Annotated in this window: 19 protein-coding genes; all 19 read left to right on the top strand. The window is 53.9% G+C overall.

Going from position 1 to position 20,271, the window contains the following annotated elements; genetic code table 11:
* Positions 1-13 precede the first annotated feature (13 nt).
* Positions 14-1,684 carry a methyl-accepting chemotaxis protein gene (locus tag IV433_RS12505; protein ID WP_195814583.1) on the top strand — a complete coding sequence of 557 codons (1,671 nt, stop codon included), beginning with the start codon at positions 14-16 and terminating at the stop codon, positions 1,682-1,684.
* A 68-nt stretch (positions 1,685-1,752) separates the two neighbouring features.
* Complete coding sequence (gene cheR, locus IV433_RS12500; RefSeq protein ID WP_195814584.1) at positions 1,753-2,625, top strand: protein-glutamate O-methyltransferase CheR; 873 nt, start codon at positions 1,753-1,755, stop codon at positions 2,623-2,625.
* On the top strand, positions 2,625-3,674 hold the full coding sequence (locus tag IV433_RS12495; protein ID WP_152325862.1) for a protein-glutamate methylesterase/protein-glutamine glutaminase: 1,050 nt from the start codon (positions 2,625-2,627) through the stop codon (positions 3,672-3,674). Before cheR ends, IV433_RS12495 begins: the two co-directional genes overlap by 1 nt.
* Before the next feature lie 47 nt (positions 3,675-3,721).
* The gene (gene cheY, locus IV433_RS12490) at positions 3,722-4,111 is read left to right on the top strand and encodes a chemotaxis response regulator CheY (RefSeq protein ID WP_104922338.1); all 390 of its coding nucleotides are present in this window, start codon (positions 3,722-3,724) and stop codon (positions 4,109-4,111) included.
* A gap of 10 nt (positions 4,112-4,121) precedes the next feature.
* A complete protein-coding gene (gene cheZ, locus IV433_RS12485) occupies positions 4,122-4,766 on the top strand; it encodes a protein phosphatase CheZ (RefSeq protein ID WP_104922337.1) in 645 nt (214 codons plus the stop codon).
* Between the two features lie 540 nt (positions 4,767-5,306).
* Positions 5,307-5,498, top strand: coding sequence for a DUF4762 family protein (locus IV433_RS12480; protein ID WP_104922336.1), 192 nt, complete (start codon positions 5,307-5,309; stop codon positions 5,496-5,498).
* A gap of 176 nt (positions 5,499-5,674) precedes the next feature.
* Positions 5,675-6,355: a DsbA family protein gene (locus IV433_RS12475; RefSeq protein WP_195814585.1), complete on the top strand. Its 681-nt coding sequence runs from the start codon at positions 5,675-5,677 to the stop codon at positions 6,353-6,355.
* Complete coding sequence (locus IV433_RS12470; RefSeq protein ID WP_195814586.1) at positions 6,355-7,302, top strand: lysophospholipid acyltransferase family protein; 948 nt, start codon at positions 6,355-6,357, stop codon at positions 7,300-7,302. The genes IV433_RS12475 and IV433_RS12470 overlap by 1 nt, the downstream gene beginning before the upstream one ends.
* A 57-nt stretch (positions 7,303-7,359) precedes the next feature.
* Positions 7,360-9,507, top strand: coding sequence for a peptidase domain-containing ABC transporter (locus IV433_RS12465; RefSeq protein WP_195814587.1), 2,148 nt, complete (start codon positions 7,360-7,362; stop codon positions 9,505-9,507).
* The gene (locus IV433_RS12460; protein WP_195814588.1) at positions 9,507-10,697 is read left to right on the top strand and encodes an efflux RND transporter periplasmic adaptor subunit; all 1,191 of its coding nucleotides are present in this window, start codon (positions 9,507-9,509) and stop codon (positions 10,695-10,697) included. The genes IV433_RS12465 and IV433_RS12460 overlap by 1 nt, the downstream gene beginning before the upstream one ends.
* The gene (locus IV433_RS12455) at positions 10,690-12,636 is read left to right on the top strand and encodes a MacB family efflux pump subunit (protein ID WP_195814589.1); all 1,947 of its coding nucleotides are present in this window, start codon (positions 10,690-10,692) and stop codon (positions 12,634-12,636) included. The genes IV433_RS12460 and IV433_RS12455 overlap by 8 nt, the downstream gene beginning before the upstream one ends.
* Positions 12,633-14,018 carry a TolC family protein gene (locus tag IV433_RS12450; RefSeq protein WP_195814590.1) on the top strand — a complete coding sequence of 462 codons (1,386 nt, stop codon included), beginning with the start codon at positions 12,633-12,635 and terminating at the stop codon, positions 14,016-14,018. Before IV433_RS12455 ends, IV433_RS12450 begins: the two co-directional genes overlap by 4 nt.
* Positions 14,019-14,021: 3 nt before the next feature.
* Positions 14,022-15,293, top strand: coding sequence for a beta-ketoacyl-[acyl-carrier-protein] synthase family protein (locus IV433_RS12445; RefSeq protein WP_195814591.1), 1,272 nt, complete (start codon positions 14,022-14,024; stop codon positions 15,291-15,293).
* Entirely contained in the window at positions 15,293-16,105 is an 813-nt protein-coding gene (locus tag IV433_RS12440; protein ID WP_195814592.1) for a MaoC/PaaZ C-terminal domain-containing protein, read from the top strand. The genes IV433_RS12445 and IV433_RS12440 overlap by 1 nt, the downstream gene beginning before the upstream one ends.
* A gap of 71 nt (positions 16,106-16,176) precedes the next feature.
* Entirely contained in the window at positions 16,177-16,425 is a 249-nt protein-coding gene (locus tag IV433_RS12435; protein WP_195814593.1) for an acyl carrier protein, read from the top strand.
* 3 nt (positions 16,426-16,428) lie between these two features.
* Positions 16,429-17,163, top strand: a complete 735-nt coding sequence (locus IV433_RS12430; RefSeq protein ID WP_195814594.1) for an SDR family NAD(P)-dependent oxidoreductase — start codon at positions 16,429-16,431, stop codon at positions 17,161-17,163.
* 706 nt (positions 17,164-17,869) lie between these two features.
* Positions 17,870-18,418, top strand: a complete 549-nt coding sequence (locus tag IV433_RS12425; protein ID WP_195814595.1) for a tyrosine-type DNA invertase — start codon at positions 17,870-17,872, stop codon at positions 18,416-18,418.
* A gap of 495 nt (positions 18,419-18,913) precedes the next feature.
* On the top strand, positions 18,914-19,435 hold the full coding sequence (locus IV433_RS12420) for a fimbrial protein (protein ID WP_152325878.1): 522 nt from the start codon (positions 18,914-18,916) through the stop codon (positions 19,433-19,435).
* A gap of 107 nt (positions 19,436-19,542) precedes the next feature.
* Complete coding sequence (locus tag IV433_RS12415; RefSeq protein WP_195814596.1) at positions 19,543-20,226, top strand: fimbrial biogenesis chaperone; 684 nt, start codon at positions 19,543-19,545, stop codon at positions 20,224-20,226.
* Positions 20,227-20,271 lie beyond the last annotated feature (45 nt).

The following is a 20,271-nucleotide window of genomic DNA, read 5'->3' as shown; positions in this document are numbered from 1 at the left end:
AACGAGGTTATCCATGTTTAAGCACATCCGTGTGTCCACCTGCATGTTTTTGTTGTTGTTAGTGTTTTTCGTTATGCAACTGGTCAGTAGCGGTTTATCGCTGCAAGCTGCCCACACGGATAAATTAAATTTTGAGCAGATATCAAACACCGCCGAACAGCGTGATGCGCTCAGCCAGACCTGGTCATATTTGCTGCAAACCCGTAATACCCTGAACCGTGCGGCGACGCGTCTGGCGCTGAAACAGCCGCAGGACACCGTAACGCAGCTGATGGGTGACGCTAAAAACAGCCTGAAAAGTGCTGAAGATTCTTACGCTGCTTTCCTGGCTCTGCCGCGCAGAACTGAAAAAGCCGCTGAACTGACGACCGTGAATAAAGCCAGCTACGAAGCGCTGCACGGTATGTTGCAGGTTCTGATTGATTCGTTATCGCGCGGCGACATGGACGGATTCCTCGCCAGCCCGACGCAGAAGTATCAGGATTTGTTCCAGAAAGAAGTCGGTAATTACACCGCTTATGTGGGCGGACGTTTCCAGCAGGCGCAAACGCAAACTACGGATTCTTATCAGAGCGTGATGATTAACACCACCATCGTTACCGTGCTGTTGCTGGTTCTGACGGCGCTGGCGCTGGTCGTCACCCGTCGCATTCTGTTCACTCCGCTGACCATCATGCGCGGCCACTTTGACCGTATCGGTGCCGGGGATATCTCCGCGCCCATCACGGTAGAAGGGCGCTACGAAATTAAAGTGATGCTCGAAAGCCTGCAACAGATGCAGCAGTCGCTGGCCGAAACCGTCCGCACCGTGCGTCATGGCGCTGACACCATGTTCTCCGGCCTGAAAGGCATTGCTGCCGGTAACACCGATTTGTCTTCACGCACCGAGCAGCAGGCTTCGGCGCTGGAAGAAACCGCTGCCAGCATGGAAGAGCTGACCGCGACCGTGAAACAGAACGCCGAGAATGCCCGTCAGGCCACACAGCTGGCGCGCGATGCCTCCAACACCGCAGAAAAAGGCGGCGAACTGACCGGTAACGTGGTGAGAACCATGAATGATATCGCCGGAAGCTCGAAGAAAATCAGCGCCATCACCAGCGTGATTGACGGCATTGCTTTCCAGACCAACATTCTGGCGCTGAACGCCGCAGTCGAAGCGGCGCGTGCCGGTGAGCAGGGTCGCGGATTTGCGGTCGTGGCCGGTGAAGTTCGCAGCCTGGCACAGCGCAGTGCGCAGGCGGCCAAAGAAATTAAGGCGCTGATTGATGAATCTGTCAGCCGCGTCAGTCAGGGTTCTGTTCTGGTGGAATCCGCCGGTAACACGATGGATGACATCGTGCGCGCCGTGACACGCGTCACCGACATCATGGGCGAAATCGCCTCGGCGTCAGACGAACAAAGCCGCGGAATCGAGCAGGTTTCGATTGCCGTGACACAAATGGATCAGGTGACTCAGCAAAACGCCGCGCTGGTTCAGCAGGCTGCTGCTTCCACGCACGCGCTTGAAATTGAATCTGAGAATCTGACCCGCGCAGTATCGGTGTTCCGCCTTGCCACCACCGAAGGCGTGTTGCAACGCCGCAGTGGCCAGTCGCAGGCCTTTACACCACGCCAGGTGGCTCAACCCACGTTACTTCCGGCCACCGCGCGAGCGGGTTCGGCAGATAACTGGGAAACCTTCTGACAGGCTAATTGGGATGAAGCGTCAATGGGGTTTCCGTCACACCACCTGTCCATTAATGGAGCTGCACCATGAATCAACCAGGCTCGCCAATGAGTGCTGATAACTCCTCGATCATGGCACAGATGATCCAGCGTTTACCGCTGTCAGATACGCATTTCCGCCGGATCAGTGAGCTGATTTATCAGCGGGCGGGAATTGTACTGGCGGACCATAAACGCGAAATGGTCTACAACCGCCTCGTCCGGCGGTTGCGGATCCTCGGGCTTAATGACTTCAGCAGTTACATGGCTTTGCTGGAAAGTGACAGCAATAGCCCGGAGTGGCAGGCGTTTATCAATGCGCTGACCACCAACCTGACGGCATTTTTCCGCGAGGCGCATCACTTCCCGATTCTGGCGGAGCATGCCCGTTCGCGTCCGAATAATTACAGCGTCTGGAGTACGGCGGCATCGACCGGTGAAGAGCCGTATTCCATCGCCATGACGCTAAGCGAAGCGCTGGGGCCGCGGATGGCAAACTGCCGCATTCAGGCCAGCGATATCGACACGCAGGTGCTTGAAAAAGCCACGGCGGGCGTTTACCGGCTGGAAGAGCTGCGCACGCTCAGCCCGCAGCAGTTACAGAAATTCTTCCTCAAAGGCACCGGCCCGCACAGTGGCCTGGTGCGTGTACGCCCTGAACTGGCGCAGATGGTGGCTTTCCAGCAGCTGAATTTGCTGGCAAACCAATGGCAGCTGAACGGTCCGTTTGATGCAATTTTCTGTCGTAATGTGATGATTTATTTCGATAAAGAAACACAGGAGAAAATTTTACGCCGATTTGTTCCGTTACTTAAACCGGGTGGCCTGATGTTTGCCGGACACTCCGAAAACTTCAGCCAAATCAGCCGGGAATTTTATTTGCGCGGCCAGACCGTCTACGGCCTCGCCAAGGAGAGGTAATGAATAAAATCAGAGTGTTGAGCGTCGATGACTCGGCGTTAATGCGTCAGCTGATGACGGAAATCATCAACAGCCATCCGGATATGGAAATGGTGGCGACCGCGCCTGATCCGCTGGTCGCGCGCGATCTGATCAAGAAATTCAATCCGGATGTTCTGACGCTGGATGTCGAAATGCCGCGCATGGACGGCCTGGATTTTCTGGAAAAACTGATGCGTCTGCGCCCGATGCCGGTGGTGATGGTGTCGTCGCTGACCGGTAAAGGCTCGGAAATTACGCTGCGCGCACTGGAACTGGGGGCGATCGATTTCGTCACTAAACCGCAGCTCGGTATTCGTGAAGGGATGCTGGCCTACAGCGAAATGATTGCCGATAAGATCCGCACGGCGTCAAAAGCGCGTCTCAACAAAAACGTCAACGTTGAGCAGCCACGCATTCTCAGCCATACGCCGCTTCTGAGCAGTGAAAAGCTGATTGCCATCGGGTCGTCTACCGGCGGCACCGAAGCCATTCGCCACGTGTTGCAGCCGCTGCCGCCGACCTGTCCGGCGCTGATGATTACGCAACATATGCCGCCGGGTTTTACGCGCTCTTTTGCCGAACGTCTGAACAAACTGTGTCAGATCACCGTGAAAGAGGCCGAGGACGGCGAGCGCGTTCTGCCGGGCCATGCGTATATCGCACCGGGCGACAGACATATGGAACTGGCGCGCAGTGGCGCCAACTATCAGGTTAAGTTGAACGACGGGCCGGCGGTGAACCGCCATCGTCCATCGGTCGACGTGTTATTCCGTTCGGTGGCGCAGTATGCCGGACGCAATGCCGTTGGGGTGATCCTGACGGGAATGGGCAATGACGGGGCCGCCGGCATGCTGGAGATGCACCGCGCAGGGGCGTATACCCTTGCACAAAACGAAGCCAGCTGTGTGGTATTCGGTATGCCTCGTGAGGCTATCGCGACCGGTGGCGTAAACGAAGTGGTGGATCTCAGTCAAATCAGTCAGCGGATGCTGGCACAAATATCAGCCGGTCAGGCATTACGTATTTAATTTTTCAGCCTCGCGGCTTAGCACCAAACCTTAGGAGTAGATAAAACATGGCCGATCCAAATCTGAGATTTCTGGTAGTTGACGATTTCTCTACCATGCGTCGTATCGTGCGCAACCTGCTGAAAGAGCTGGGCTTCAACAACGTTGAAGAAGCGGAAGATGGTGTCGATGCACTGAACAAACTGCGTGCCGGTGGTTTTGACTTCGTGGTATCCGACTGGAACATGCCAAACATGGACGGTCTGGATCTGCTGAAAACCATCCGCGCTGATGGCGCATTAGCCAAACTGCCGGTGCTGATGGTGACGGCAGAAGCGAAGAAAGAAAACATTGTGGCAGCCGCACAGGCCGGTGCCAGTGGTTATGTTGTGAAACCTTTCACTGCGGCCACGTTGGAAGAAAAACTGGGCAAAATCTTCGAAAAACTGGGCATGTAGGAGCTGATTTATGGCAGAGATACCAATGCCTGCAAATGATGCGGCAACCGCGGGCGAGATTATCGCCCGCATTGGGCAACTGACCCGTATGTTGCGTGACAGCATGCGTGAACTTGGCCTGGATCAGGCCATTGCTCAGGCGGCTGAAGCCATTCCTGACGCGCGCGACCGTCTGGATTACGTCGTCACTATGACCGCTCAGGCCGCAGAACGCGCCCTGAACAGCGTTGAAGCCGCACAGCCACGCCAGAACAAACTGGAGTCTGGCGCGAAAAAGCTGGATAAGCGCTGGGATGAATGGTTCGAGAACCCGATTGAATTATCGGATGCGCGAGAACTGGTCACGGATACCCGCAGCTACCTGAAAGAAGTCCCTGAGCACACCAGCTTTACCAATGCTCAGCTGATGGAAATCATGATGGCGCAGGACTTCCAGGATCTCACCGGTCAGGTGATCAAGCGCATGATGATCGTGGTTCAGGAAATTGAAAATCAGCTGCTGATGGTGCTGATGGAAAACATTCCTGAGCAGCAGGTTAAAGCCAAGCGTGAAAACGACAGTCTGCTTAACGGCCCGCAACTCGACGCCAACGGCGTCGGTGTTGTCGCTTCGCAAGAACAGGTCGACGACCTGCTGGATTCGTTAGGTTTCTGATGTTCAGAATGTTTGCCCGTCCGCTTTCAAAATTCAGAAGGCGGATGGGAAAACGTCCCACCGCGCTGCATTTCTCGCCCGTTCCCTCCGTTTTTCTGCCCGCGAAGTCAGTTAAGTGATTTTGTGAGATTTATTTTAAAAAAATTTCACGTCGCAGGATCCTGTGCTCCTACACTTATCCGGGAAAAATCCTGGAAACAAATTAATCCAGATCTGTCTCAGGGTTAGGTGAAAATTATCTGTTATCTTCAGCTCTGAAGAGTTAATAAGAAATATCCTGTATCCGCTGTGAGTTGCCCGTAAATATTGGGTGGAATGTCGCCTGTGGGGTGTATTGCTCAATCAAAAAACCGCCGATACAATACGCCGCATTCGCCACTGAGCTGATTGGAAATAATAATTTCATCAGCCGGTGGGGAATTCTGGAAGTATGAAAATATATTTCCTGCACCGGGCGGAAACCGTTATTTATAAACGTCATGTTTATAAAGTGAGTCATGCTCAATTAACTCTTAACAGATACTTAAATAAGGATATCACATGAAAAAGATCAACATGACTGAAGCAAGCACAATCGTTGGCGGCACCACTACTTGCGTTAACAGCTTCGAACTGAACCTGGTGGGTAATGCCACAGTTTGTAACGCTGTTAAAACTTGTACTGACAAAAACGGCGTTGTGACTAAAACCTTTACTGCTGCTGCAATCATCAACTGCGGTAGCGTAGGCTGAGAGTAATTTTCTCTCTGTAAGTTGGAATAAATCCAGGTAGTCATATTTATTCTGACCGGGCGTTGTATTGCAGTAATACAACGCCCACCTGGCTCCTGTGAATAATCACAATTGAAAGTATTTATTAACAGGGAGCCGTCAAAGCATCGCGTTAATTTTCAGGATGAAAGCCTCCCATGAAAAAAAGAATACTCCCCATTCTGGCTTATACCGTTTTTGTAGCGGTTATTTCAGCGCTTATTACTACCGCCTGGTTCCATTATTTCGTTTTAAACCAGAATAGCGGCAGCCCGGAAGAACAGCAGGTTCTGACTTCCCTGAGCGCCGACAAATTATCAAAAAGTCCGATCCAGGACGGGCAGGATATTATCGAAATTTTCTCTTACGGCTGTCATTTCTGCGCGCTGAATGAAAAGAACGTAGAAGCGCTGGAAAAGCGTATGCCGGAAGGTAAAAAGCTGGTGCGCCTGCATTTCAGCCTCGACAACCAGGGCGGGCTGGCACGTTTTGCGCCGGTATTTGCGACACTTCAGGTCATGGGCATTGAAGAGGCGCACCGCGAGAGTGCTTATGAAGCCGTGCTCAAAAACAAAATTGATTTAGGTGATGCAGAGAAACGCACTGCGTGGCTTCAGGAAAACAAGATCAGCGTTGATGAATATAATAAAGTCAGCCAGACGCCTGAAGTTAAAGAACTGCTGGATTACATGACGAAAGTCACTCAGTACTACGATATTAATGCCACGCCGATCTTTATTGTGAATAAAAAATGGGTTGCTATTCAGGATCGCGAGTTCCCGGCGTTCTCTGATAATTTGCTGTCATTATTAGAGCATGACAAGGCGCTGGAGAAATAATGAAATTCTTCGCCCTGTGGTGCGCTCTGTTTTGGAAAAACCTGTCGGTCAGGCTGATGTGGTTTTTCTATAAACTCCGGCTTATCGGTTACAGGGCGCATTGTTTGTTATTCCGGCACATTGATTACCGTATTATTTTTGGTTTGTCACGGTTCGGGCGCTTTCTGGGGCTGACGCCACGCACGGTTAAACTGCGTGCTGCGGTCGCCCATTCAAACAGGAAGTGCCTGCTTGATGATAAAAAGACGTTTAATTATATCTGGCAAACCCGGCGTCGCGAGCTGCTGATTCAGGCGGTGACGTACGGGCAAAGCCGCCGTGCGTTGCGCGAACTGGCGGCCTGTTCGGCGGCGCTGAATGCGGTGGTTGAGCCGTTGCAGCGCGCCGGGCAGCCGGTCATTCTGGCACCGCTGCACATGGTGTCAGACGTGCTTTCCACCATGGTGGGCGCGGCGGCGTATCCGGGAAAAGCAACGGTCATCACATCAAGAAGCGCCAATGCGCATGATGAAGCTGAACGGCAGCTGGGCGGCGTCGATCTGACCTACTGTTCAATTCATGACAATAACAAAACCCTGGCGGGCAATATGATGACGTCGGTAATGGAAGCGGCAGAGAATAAGCGAAATATTATTCTCTTTCCTGACATTACACCTGACTTCACCAACTTTGCGAGCAAGGATAAAAGCGAAAAGTTTCCGTGCCGGATATTTTGCCGTCCGGCCCATCTGCACAGCGGAATTATTCGTCTGGCAAGAATGATGTCGGCACAGGTCGTTTTTTATCACCTTTATTACGATAAAGGATTGAAAATAGCGGTGCATGAACCGGTGCCGGCCAAAAAGCTGAAAACCGAAATGCCGGGAATTATTGAACGAAGTATAAGCGAACATTCCACTGACTGGATGCTGTGGCATTCACACTCACTCTTTTTTATTAATGAATAAACCAAAGTGCGTGCAGGGATATTACTGATAAGAATAGGATGTTGAGGTCGTTTGTTTATGGATAATATTATTCCCAGACTGGTTTATCAGGCTGAAACCAATGAATGTGCGCTGGCCTGTATTTCCATGCTGGCCGAAACGCAGGGCATTGACGCGCCGCTCGATGCGCTGCGTGAACGTTTCCCCGCCTCGGCCCACGGCACCGCGCTGTCCACGCTTTGCGACATTTTAAATGAGCTGTCGATCCCTGCGTATCCTGTCGCGTTCGATCTGGAAGAGTTGTCCGAACTGCCGCTGCCGGCGATTTTACACTACGGCGCGAGTCACTATGTTTTGCTGGCTTACCGGCAGGGCAGTTATGTCTGCGTGATGAACCCGGCGATTGGCGAACAGCTGTTGCCGGTGGCGGCGCTGAAATCAGAGATCAGCGGCTATGCGCTGGTGCTCGATAAAGACGCCGCAACGGCAAAACCCGTTCCTGAAAAGGTGAAGAAAACCCGCCGTTTCCGTGCGCTTGAATGCATGAGCCTGAAAGAAACCGCAGGTATTCCGGGCATTTACAGCCTGATGATGCTGGCATTTCTGGTCTCCCTGACGCTGTTTATCATGCCGGTGATGGTCAGCAGCGCCATCAATAATGTCTTCTCGTCCGGCGGGAAAACCGATTTCCCATACTTCTACTATCTGCTGGCCTTCGTGATTTCCACGCTGCTGGCTTTTGCCGTGCGCAGCGTGACCGAGCGGTTCATCAAGCGCTTCGTGGTGATGCAAAGTGTCAGCGGTTTTGCGCGTCTGATGACGAATTCCCTGGCCTATTTTGAGAAACGCAGCCCCGGCGAAATCTACAGCCGTTTCTCTAACTGGCAACTGGCCGCCGCCCGAAAAATCGAGCTGGACAACGGCCTGCGTGTGAACTGGATTGTCGGCGCCATTGCGCTCGGTGTGATGTGTTACATCAGCCCGATGCTGGCCGCCATTTCTGCCGCGGGCGTCACCCTGATGGGGCTGGTCAGCGTCTGGGCGATTTTCCGCGATCGTTTTTACACCCAGCAAATTCAGGTAAAAAGCGCCGAGCAGAGTGATTTCCTGCTCGAAACCATCCAGGGTTTTGCCACGATAAAATCGGCAGGGCTGAGCAGCCAGCGCCAGGGCGTTTTTGCCGGATACGCGCTTTCGCTGTTTGACTGCCGCCAGAAGCAGAACGTTTACGAGCAGGTCAAAAGCAGTCTGTATCAGCTGATCGGCAGTCTGGAGATGGTGTTTTTCATGCTGCTGGCGCTGCCGCTGCTGAAAGATAACCTGATTTCTCTCGGTGAGTTTTTCGCCTACAGCTTTGTGCGCCAGATTTTTACCGCGTACATCACGCAGATTTTCTTCTCCGTTTTGCAGAAAAATCAGCTGCACGTCATCGATACCCGCGCGAAGGATCTGTTCCCGTCCGCGCCGGTCAGCGAAGAAGGACACGGCGAGACGCTGCCGCCGGTGGCGCATTTCAATCAGCAACTGACCTATCGTGATATCTGCTTTGCCTATGAACCCGGCAAACCGGTGCTGGAAAACCTGTCGATGGTGCTGCGTCGCGGCGAAGCGCTGGCGATCGTCGGGCAAAGCGGCGCGGGCAAAAGCACGTTGCTGAAAGTGATCACCGGGCTGATTGAACCGCAGTCAGGCGAAATTCTGGCAGACGGTCAGCGGGTGAGCAGCCGTCAGGCGCAGAAACTGTTCTTCCTGCAAAGCCAGGAGGACATCCTGTTCAATGCCTCGGTGGTTCAAAACATCACGCTGTTTGACCCGCATTTTGACGCACAAAAACAGCTGCGCGTTGATCAGGCTTTTCAGGGGCTGAACCTGACGGACGTCATTGACCGTCTGCCGGGGAAACAAAATGCGCTGATCCGCGAAAGTCATCCGGCGTTATCCCTCGGCCAGCGTCAGCGCCTGATGCTGGCGCGTGCGATGTACAGCGATTGTCCGGTGCTGGTGCTGGACGAACCGACCGCGAACCTGGATGAAGTGACCGCGTTGCAGGTCATGCATACCCTGATTGAACATTGCCGCCAGTATCAGAAAACGCTCATTACCGTCACGCACAGCGAAACCACCCTGACGATGTTTGACCGCATTTGCCGGATGGACCAGCGTCGCGTGGAATCTTACGGTGCCGCAGCGGGCAGCCACCGAATCGCTCAGGGAGACGAGGCGTGATGTCCGGATTAAAAAAAATAAATGCGCTGCCGGTCAGAAAACGCAGGGCGGTTTTTGCGCTGCTTGGCGCGCTGGTGATTGTTCTGGTCGTCGCCGGTTTCCTGCTCTGGCAGGCGCTGAACCGCACCGAAGTTCCGCTGGTGACGGAAGAAGTCAGCCGCGGCGACATCGAAAAAACGGTGCTGGCGACCGGCATCCTCAAACCGTCCGTGCAGGTCAACGTGGGTGCGCAGGTTAACGGGCAGCTTAAAAAACTGTACGTCCGTGCCGGTGACAAGGTGACGAAAGGCCAGCTGCTGGCCGAAATCGACCCGACCTTACAGCAAAGCGAACTGCGTAAATCCGAAGCCGAACTCGACAGCGCCGTGGCGCAGAAACAGGCGTCACTTTTTACCCTCAAGCAATACCAGCTGGAACTGAAACGCCAGCGGAAGATGGACAGTGAAGGTTCCGGGATCCGCAGCACGCTGGAGCAGGCGCAGGCGAAAGTCGATACGCAGGTGGCGCAGGTCAAGGTGAATGAAGCGCAGATTGTGCAGGCGCAGATGTCGCTGGAAACGGCGAAAGCCAATCTGGGCTATACGCGGATCCTCGCGCCGGTCGACGGCCAGGTTCTGGGTATTGTCACCAAGGAAGGGCAAACCGTGGTGTCCTCACAAACCGCGCCGACCATTCTGGTGCTGGCGAATGTCGATACCATGACCGTGCAGACCCGTATTTCAGAAACGGACATTCTGAAAGTTCACGCCGGGCAACCGCTGTGGTTCTACGTGGTGGCAGATCCGAAACATCGTTATGAAAGTGTGATGGGTACCTTGCAGGACGCACCGAATGACGCTTTGCAGGACGATACCGCCAGCACGACGTCATCCCAGCAGCCGTCTGCCGTCTATTACAACGGCGTTTTCAGTGTGCCAAATCACGACCATGTGCTGCGGACATCGATGACCGCGCAGGTGTTTATTGTCACCGAACAGGCCAGAAACGTGCTGCGTCTGCCGGTTGTCGCGCTCGGTGAGCCGCAGGGTAAAGACCAGTATCTGGTGCAGGTCCTGAACGGGAAAACCGTTGAACAACGCCTGATCCGCGTCGGGATTAATGACCGCCAGTTTGCGGAAGTTAAAGAAGGGCTGAAGGAAGGCGAGCGCGTCGTGTCGTTGCAGGGCAGTTCAGGAGCCGTCAATGGCTGATTCTCCGTTAATCGAGCTTGAGCATATTTACCGGCATTTTGGCTCAGGAAATGCCGCCGTTACCGTGCTCAAAGACATTTCCCTGCGCGTGCATGCCGGGGAAATGCTGGCCATCATCGGCGCATCGGGTTCCGGTAAATCCACGCTGATGAACATTCTGGGCTGCCTGGATAAGCCGTCAGAAGGCAGCATGCGCATTATGGATGTGCCGACGGGTGTGGCCAGCAACGAACAGCTGGCGCAGCTGCGCAGTCAGTACATCGGTTTTATTTTCCAGCGTTATCACCTGATGCCGTATCTGACGGCAACGGAAAACGTCGCCATACCGGCGCTTTACACCGATATGCCTGCGGCTGAACGTGAGAGTCGCGCGACACATTTGCTGACGCGCCTCGGGCTGGGCAGCCGCCTGGATTACCGTCCGGCGCAACTTTCCGGCGGCCAGCAGCAGCGCGTGAGTATTGCCCGTGCACTGATGAACGGCGCGCAGATTATTCTCGCGGATGAACCGACGGGCGCGCTGGACAGCAGCAGCGGGCAGGAACTGATGGCGATTTTGCACGGTCTGCATCAGGCCGGGCATACCATCATCATCGTGACGCACGACCGCAATATCGCCAGCCAGTGCCAGCGCATTGTGGAGATCCACGACGGGGCGATTATTGCCGACAGCGAAAATCCGGTGGCGGAACAGGGGCAGCCGCAGGGCTTACCGGCGACCACCGCAACGGGCCGTTCTCCGGCCTGGCAGGGCATCAAAGAAGCCGTGCGCATGGCGTGGCGATCGCTGCTCGGACACCGCGTCCGCGCATTCTTGTCCATGCTGGGCATTATTATCGGCATCTCATCGGTGGTCTCTTCCATGGCGGTCGGCGAGGGCGCCCGGCAGAGCATTCTGAGTCAGATCAGCCAGCTCGGCACCAGCACCATCGAAATTCAGCCCGGTCTGGGCTGGGATAAACCGCGTCCGGATTTTGAACGCTCGCTGACGCTGGACGACGTTGAACTGCTTGGCCGTCAGCCTTTTATCGACAGTCTGTCGCCGGTGGTCAGTAAAACGGTCATCGCGATACGCGGCGGTCGGCAGGTGCTGGTTTCGCTGTCCGGTGTCAGCAACGGATTTTTCCGCGTGCAGGGGCTGAATTTTGCGTCGGGAAACCATTTTACCCGCCGTGATCTCGACGACCGCGAACCGGTCGTCATCATCGATCAGAGTGTGCGCAGCACGCTGTTTCCCGGCGGCGAAGATCCGATGGGCGAGATCGTTCAGCTTTCCGGCGTGCCTTACCGCGTGATTGGCGTGGCGGACAGAAAAGGGCCGAAATACATCGGCGAGCAGCTGAGTTCGTGGATCCCTTATACGTCACTGATGGAACGCATGTCCGGGGATACGCCGCTGCAATCCATCACGCTGCGCATTGCCGACAATTTCCCGATTGAGGATGCGCAGAAAGACGTTGAGCGGTTGCTGGATTCGGCGCACGGGAAACGCGATTTCTTCACGATGACCAACGATCAGATGACCAAAACGATCCGCAAAACGTCGGAATCCATGACACTGCTGATCACCGCCATTGCCGGGATTTCCCTGCTGGTCGGCGGCGTCGGGGTGATGAATATCATGCTGGTGTCGGTCACCGAGCGTACGCATGAAATTGGTATCCGCCTTTCCGTGGGCGCACGCCCGGCGGACATCATGCGGCAATTCCTGATTGAGGCGATGGTGATTTGTACGCTCGGCGGGCTGATTGGTATTGCCGGTTCCGGCCTCGCCGGGCTGATTTTTTCTCAGGTTACGCAGGAATTCACCATGATTTTCACCTGGCCGCCTATTTTGCTGGCTTGCGGATTCTCCGCGCTTATCGGGCTGGGGTTCGGCTTTTTCCCGGCGCGGAATGCTGCCCGTCTGCACCCGACGGAGGCGCTGGCTCGCGAATGAACAAACTGACTCTTATCGCCGTCACGCTGATGCTGAGCGGCTGCGGGCAACTGCTTAAAAGCGATTACCAGAGGCCGATGCTCTCTGTGCCTGACGCCTGGCGCTTTCAGGAAACGGGTTCTGCCTACGCGAAGTTCACGCCGCACTGGTGGGATAACTTTGACGACCCGCAGCTGTCGCGGGTGATCAATGCCGCACTGCAAAGTAATAACGATCTGGCGCTTGCCGGGATCAAACTTAAACAGGCGCGGCTGGCTGCCGGATTGTCGGATACCAATCTGACGCCAGATTTCACGGCGAACGCGTCGGCCAGCAACACCAAAAATATGCGCAAGTCCACCACGCCGGTGGAAAGTTACGACAACGGGCTGTCGGCGTCATATGAGCTCGATTTGTGGGGAAAATTGGCGCGCACCCGGGAGCAATCGGACTGGCTGGCGAAAGCGTCTGCCGAAGACTTGCAGGCGACCGCGCTGACGCTTATTGGCAACACGGCGCAGCTTTACTGGCAGATTGCCAGCCTGAATCAGCAGATCACGACATTACAGCAGAGCCTGACGATCGCGCAGGAGACGCTGAAGATGGTCACCTCCCGTTTCAGTGCGGGCGATCTCGGTCAGCTGGATTATTTGCAGTCGCAGCAAACGGTACTGACGCGGGAAAACAGCCTGCGGGATCTGATCCGGCAGCGCGAAGAGTCGCGCATTGCGTTGGCGATTTTGCTTAACCGCCCCGTGGGACAGTTTGCCGCTGAACGCCGCTCGCTGGATTTCCACCAGACCGTACCGGTCGCCAGCCGTTTGCCGGTTGAGGTGATCGCCAGAAGGCCGGATGTGCAGTCATCCGAAATGAATTTACGCGCCGCGCTGGCGGGTTCTGACGTTTCGCGGCTGAGCTTTTATCCGTCGCTTACCCTGAACGGTTCGCTGAATGCGGGTGCGGCGGTGTTCGGCCAGTGGTTCAGCAATCCGGCACGCACGCTGGGCACGGCGCTCGATTTGCCGTTTATCCAGTGGAACAAAGTGCAGATGACGGTGGAACAGTCCGGGCTGGATGTGCAGACCGCCGCAATCCAGTTCCGCAGCACCGTTTACAGCGCGCTGCAGGATGTGGATAACGCGCAGTCACAACGCCAGACGTATCAGCAGCAAAAGCAGAGTCAGTTGCAGAATCTGGAACTGAGCCGCCAGCGGCTGACGCTGGTGGACAGCCAGTACCGCAACGGATCGGTGACTTTCCAGACATTACTGGATGCGCAGGATTCGCTGCTGGACAGCGAAAACACGCTGATCACCACCCAATACAATTATCTCTACTCCACCATGAAACTCTGGCTGGCGCTGGGCGGCGGGGAAGACAACACAATGGATCAGAAAGGATAAGTGATGGAAAAGGAACTGTCTGAACGCGCTAACGCCCCGCGTCGGGTCGTGGTGACCGGTTACGGCGCCGTCACGCCGCTGGGCATGAATGCCGCAGAAAGCTGGGCGGCGATCATGGCGTACAAACCGGGTTATCAGTACTGCGACAAATCGGCGGCCGGAATCAAATCGCGCTTCTACGGGCTGATTGAAAACGAGCCGGTATTAAAAAATGTACCGGCGGCCATCCGCCGTCGCCTGCCGCGTTATGCCCGCCTGACACTCGCGTCGGCGCAGGAAGCCATGAAAATGGCCTTCGGTGATGAACATCCGGAACAGCATTATGACCTGCTGGACTGCGGCGCAATTATGGGCACCGGCTGGGCGGGGCAGGATGAAACGCAGGTGCATTACGACGATTTTCTGCGTACCGGAATGGGTTCGCCGTTTGGCTGTTTTTTCTCGATGCCAAGCTCTGCCACGGCGGCGGTCAGCCTGCTGTGGGGGCTGCGTGGCTATCAGAATACGACCATCGCGGCCTGTGCCACTGGCACCATGGCGGTCGGCGATGCGTTTGAACTGATCCGCAACGGGCGGGCGAAAATGATGCTCGCCGGGGCGGGGGAATCGCTGCGCTCGGATTCGGCGGTCTGGAATATCGACGTGCTTGGCGCGCTGGCCAGTGAACAGGAAGAAATCACTCGTGCCTGCTGCCCGTTCAGCCTCGACCGCAATGGGTTTGTGCTCAGCGAAGGCGCGGCGGTGCTGTGTCTGGAAGATCGCGAAACCGCGCTGGCGCGGGGCGCGACTATCCTCGGCGAGATTTGCGGATACGGGAATTTCTCCGACGCCTTTGACTTTACCGCACCGGCAGCTGACAAAATTGCGCGGGTACAGACCATCCGTCATGCGCTGGATCAGGCGGGCATCGCGGCCAGTCAGCTCGATTACATCAACGCGCACGGTACGTCCACGCCGCTTAACGATCTCAACGAAACCGAAGCGATCAAAATGGCGCTGGGCGATGAAGTGGCTTACGCCACGCCGTGTTCGAGCACCAAATCCTATACCGGTCACCTGATTGGCGCGGCGGGCAGTTTTGAAACCATCGTCTGCCTCCAGGCGCTGGCGCACCAGATTATGCCGGCGACCTGCAATCTGAATAACCCGGATCCGGCGTGCGATCTGGATTACATCCCGAACCAGCACCGTCCGGCGCAGATTAGTACCACCCTGAACCTGAGCTTTGGTTTTGGCGGGGCGAACGCGGCGCTGGTGATCAGCCGGGGGCAATAATGTCGTTTATTTACAGCCTGCGCGATGCCGAAACGTGGGCGAAGTTTTCCGGTGATTACAACCCGATTCATTTTGATCACGCCGAAGCGAAACGGCTGGGGCTGGACGGTTTATGCGTTCACGGCATGCGCGCAATGCTCGATATCAAAACGGCGCTGAGCGCCCGGATGGAAAACGACGCGTCCGGCGCGGACGGTTTCAGTTTCGTCAGCCGCCTGCGCGAACCGGTGCTTTGCGATGAGCCGTACCAGCTGGCGCTGAGTGAAACGGTGCGCCGCGGACACATGCAGATAAGCGGCAACCTGCTGGGCAAAGAGGCCTCCGCGCAGGCCAGTATCAGCAGCAAACTGACCGGCACCGGTGGCGTAAATTTAGCGCCGGTGGCGCAGACGTTTTCACTTTCTGCGCAAACCCTGAGGTCGTTTTATCAGGATTTCCCGCACGGGGAAAAACCGGTGGCGGTCTGGAATTTTATGGACGCGGTGCTGTTTCGCCAGCTGGTTCAGTCGTCCGGCACGCTCGACACCGTGCGCAGCATTTTGCCGGAAGTCAGGGCAACCTGCCTGAGCGAGGTTTTCAGCCAGGTTCAGGTGGTGCAAACGCATCATGAGACCCGTTTTTCACGTTCGTTGCTGGCGGCGGGCACAGAAACGGCGTGCTGCGAAGCTTTTGATTACGCCGTGCTGCCGACGCTGGTGACCGGCGTTAAGCATTCGGGGCTGATTTTGCTCGCCAGTCTCCAGGCATGGCGCGGCGATGAACCGCTCATGACGGTGACCGTCACGCTCAAAACCGGGCCGCTGAAAGCCTGAATAAAAATATTAATTCAAGATTCAATTTTAAAAAAACACACACCAACATAATGATATTAAAGGACTAAAAAATGGCTCAATACGATGAAGTTTATGAAAAAGTCAGCGAGATGCTGTGCGATGCGAAAGACCTGGAACCTGATGCCTTAACGCCTGACTCACCGCTTCACCAGCTCAAGCTGGACAGTCTGGATTATGTTGAGCTGATGGTGCTGGCGAAAAAGGAATTTGGCGTGTCGGTGGAAGCCGAATTGTTCGTCAATAATCCGCAAATTTCGCTGCGTGAATTGTGCCAGTACCTCAGCGATAACAGTAAATAAGCCATGCAGGATAAATGGATCCTCGTGACCGGCGGAAGCCGTGGCATCGGTCGTGCCACGGTGATGCGGCTGGCAAAAGACTGGAATGTCGTTTTCACCTGGCAGAACAGCCAGAAGGAAAGCGATGAGCTGGAACAGGCGTGTGCCGGATTGCCGGGTTCGGTAGAAGGGCATCAGTGTGATGGCCGCGATGAACCGGCGGTGGCGGCGTTGTCCGCTGAGCTGCTGGCGCGTCTGGGCGCGCCGCATGCGGTGGTTCACAATGCCGGGATTACGCTCGATGCGTTGCATATTCATCAGACCAGCGAAAACTGGCACAAAGTGATGGATACCAACCTGAATGCCATCTTCTACTGGAACCAGCAATTACTGGAACCGATGATGTTGCAGGGCGGCGGCTCGGTGGTGATGATGTCATCCGTCACCGGCATTAAAGGCAACAGCGGCCAGACGGCGTATGCCGCCACCAAAGCCGCGATGATCGGCGTCAGCCGGACGCTTTCCATCGAACTGGGGCGTTTTGGCGTGCGGGTTAACTGCCTGTTGCCGGGGTATATCCGCACGGAAATTCTCGATGCCGTGCCGAAAGACGTGCTGTCGGGGATCCGTAAAACGATTCCGCTCAAACGTTTTGGTCAGCCGGAAGAAGTGGCTGGCGCCGTATCCTGGCTGGTCAGCGATGACAGTGCCTATATGACCGGCCAGACACTGGTTCTGGACGGCGGTCTTTCCGCCTGAGTTTTTCCCCGCCTCTTTCCGCTGTGTAATCAGGACGCTATGCGTCCTGATTTTGTTTGATTTCCCCGCCCTCGTCTTGCCGTTCTCCGTCAGATTTTTCCTCTGCTTTGCCACATTCTGGCCACTGCGTGATCAGTTACCGCCATTTGTTTGCCCCTTTGTTTGCACAATGAAAAATAAATGTTCACACGATGAAAAAACCACCGAATAAGGCTAAGAAAATTCCTTACCGCTTACAGGGTTTTTTCGCCAATAAAACCTGATAAAAAACAGACAAATATGTCAGCTTTTAGGATGTTTTTTAGCGATTAATCATTCAAAGCTATCGGTAAGACCGGTAAATTCCTTATATTTCCGTGCGGTTTATTATTTACTTACTCCGCCTGTGTTATTTTCCTTATGATGATATAACTAACCTCACCTATACTCTGCTTCAGGGGCTTTTTATTATCGGTTTACATTTCGTGAGGTGAGCGAATCGCATATATATAGCGCAACGGCTTTAGATGTTTTTTTGAACATTATTAATTTTTTTGCAGGAGGTGTGAGCGTCTTATTAGTGACATTGGGTATTTAAACAAGGAGCAGAAGTTAACCTTTCACTTGCAAGGATTAGCCTGAAAACAAATAAATGTTAACAGACTTTATTTGTTGGGTTGGGTGAACGATAACCTTATCTCAGATAACATACAGAGGAACAGGCACTATGAAAAATCGTAAATATTTGACCCCGTCCGAAGTGGAGAAACTGCTCGAGGCCACGCTGCATGGCAGGCACGCGGAGCGTGATTATTGCCTGATCTGGATGTGCTTTATCCACGGCTGCCGGGTCAGTGAGATCAGCAACTGGCGGCTGTCCGACATCGATATGGAGGGCAACAATATTTATATCCACCGTTTAAAAAATGGTTTTTCTACGGTTCATCCTCTTTATATGAGAGAAAGGAAATCTCTCCGGCTTTGGCTCAATAAAAGGCAGCAATATCGGGGCGCGGATTCAGACTGGTTGTTTTTATCAAACCGTGGCGCGAAATTATCCCGGCAGAGAATTTACTGGTTAATTCGTAATTATAGTGAGGCCGCTAATCTCACTATTAATGCCCATCCTCATATGTTAAGACATGGCTGCGGATTTGCGCTTGCCGATCGCGGAATAGATACCCGGTTAATCCAGGATTATTTAGGTCACCGGAATATTCAGAACACCGTTTTATATACCGCCAGCAACGCTCAGCGGTTTAAAGAAGTGTGGTAAATAACATGTAATTAATTATTACAATGGAGTCATTTTGAACTAAATTGGAGCCTATCCTAGTGAGAGCGTAAATCTCTGTCAATACTGTAAATTCCTCCCCGCCAAAATTCACATTAATTAACGTTTTTTCAATAAGTTACTGTCGTAAAAACTATTTCCTCGCCATTTTCATCTCTCGGTTTTTTCTTATATCCCGTTGCTGTGGCTATTTCACGTCTGCGACATCTCTCAGTTTAACCAGAATAAAAAGCTGTAAATATTAAATTATCTGGTTTTAGTGGCTGCCAGTTATTGGTTTTTTGGTGGTTGTCACCAAAGGAGTCACTTTAGTTCAAAATGAATCGTTTGGTTTAGAACGTTAACCTGATCAAACGCTTTATTAAATGGAGTGGAACTCCATGAACTAAATAAAGGAATGGCAGATGGTTTTGTCAAAAACAATTCGATTACACCCTGAAGGTGTATCGACAGCAATATGTTAATAGGAAAAATATCGTGAAAAAGAATCTTCTTGTTGTTGCCCTGATGGCTGCTTCCGCTTTTGCTTCTTCAGCTTTCGCAGCTGATGGCGCAGTAAACTTCACCGGCACCATCACTGATGCAGCTTGTACTGTTGATACAGCTTCTAAAGACCAGAACGTCTTCCTGGGCAATATCGCACGTACAGCTTTCCCGGTTGCAGGCACCCTGGCTGCACCTAAGAAGTTCACTCTGGTTCTGACTGACTGCCCGGACACTGTAACTGGTGCAACCGTACGTTTCGACGGCAACCAGGTTTCTGGTGATAACAGCATTCTGGCACTGACCGCTGGCGACACTACCGCGACTGGCGTAGGTATCCAGATTTCTGACAACCAGAACAAAGTTGTTCCACTGTACGAAGACTCCTCTGTATACCCGCTGGTCAGCACTGGCGCTAACAACCTGGACTTCTCTGCACGTTACATCTCCCTGACTGACGCTGTAACTGTCGGTGATGCAAACGGCGTGACTCAGTTCACCGTTGTTTATCAATAAGTCTTACTGATCGCCTGGCGATCAGATAAGTCAGACCAGGGGCTCCAGAGCCTCTGGTCTGTTTGAACCCTTGGTCTACATGAATCCCAAAGACAGGTTGAATCACCATGAATAAATGGCGCGTCACAGCGGTGGCAGCACTATTAATGACATTCGCGTCTGCGGCGCAGGCAGGCATCGTCGTGGGCGGAACACGTCTGATTTATGACGGCGGAAAGAAAGAAGCGTCGATCAATATCAGTAACCCGGATCACACGCCGTATCTCATTCAGTCCTGGGTCGATGGCGCCCTGACCGAAACGGGTGCGCAGGGTGAAAAGGCACCTTTTATCGTCACGCCACCTTTGTTCCGTCTTGATGGCAACCAGCAAAATATCCTGCGAGTCGTTCGCGCGGGCGGCAATTTGCCGGACAACAAAGAATCGCTCTACTGGCTGAACATTAAATCGATTCCTTCAGCTGAGAAAAAAGAAAACACCCTGCAAATTGCGGTGAAAACGCGCATCAAACTGATTTACCGCCCGGCGGCCGTGAAGGACTCGCTGGAAGACGCCGCTAAAACGCTGACCTGGAAACGCGTCGGTAACAACCTGCAGGTGACCAACCCTTCTGCACATTACATCACTTTCTTCAATGTGAAGATTAACGGCACTGCCGTGAAAGAAGCCACGATGGTTGCACCGCAATCAAGCGCCACCTTTGCCGTTCCTGCATTGAACGGCGGCGCACTGAGCTGGCAGTTCATTAACGACTACGGCGGTACCAGCAAGCCGTTAGTGGCAACACTCTGATCTGCGCCGTCGCCGGATAAGCTTTGCTGTGCGGGCAGGACAAGG

Source organism: Rahnella laticis (assembly GCF_015644585.1).
In the GTDB taxonomy this organism is placed as follows: Bacteria; Pseudomonadota; Gammaproteobacteria; order Enterobacterales; family Enterobacteriaceae; genus Rahnella; species Rahnella laticis.
This window is presented reverse-complemented; position numbering and strand designations above follow the sequence as displayed.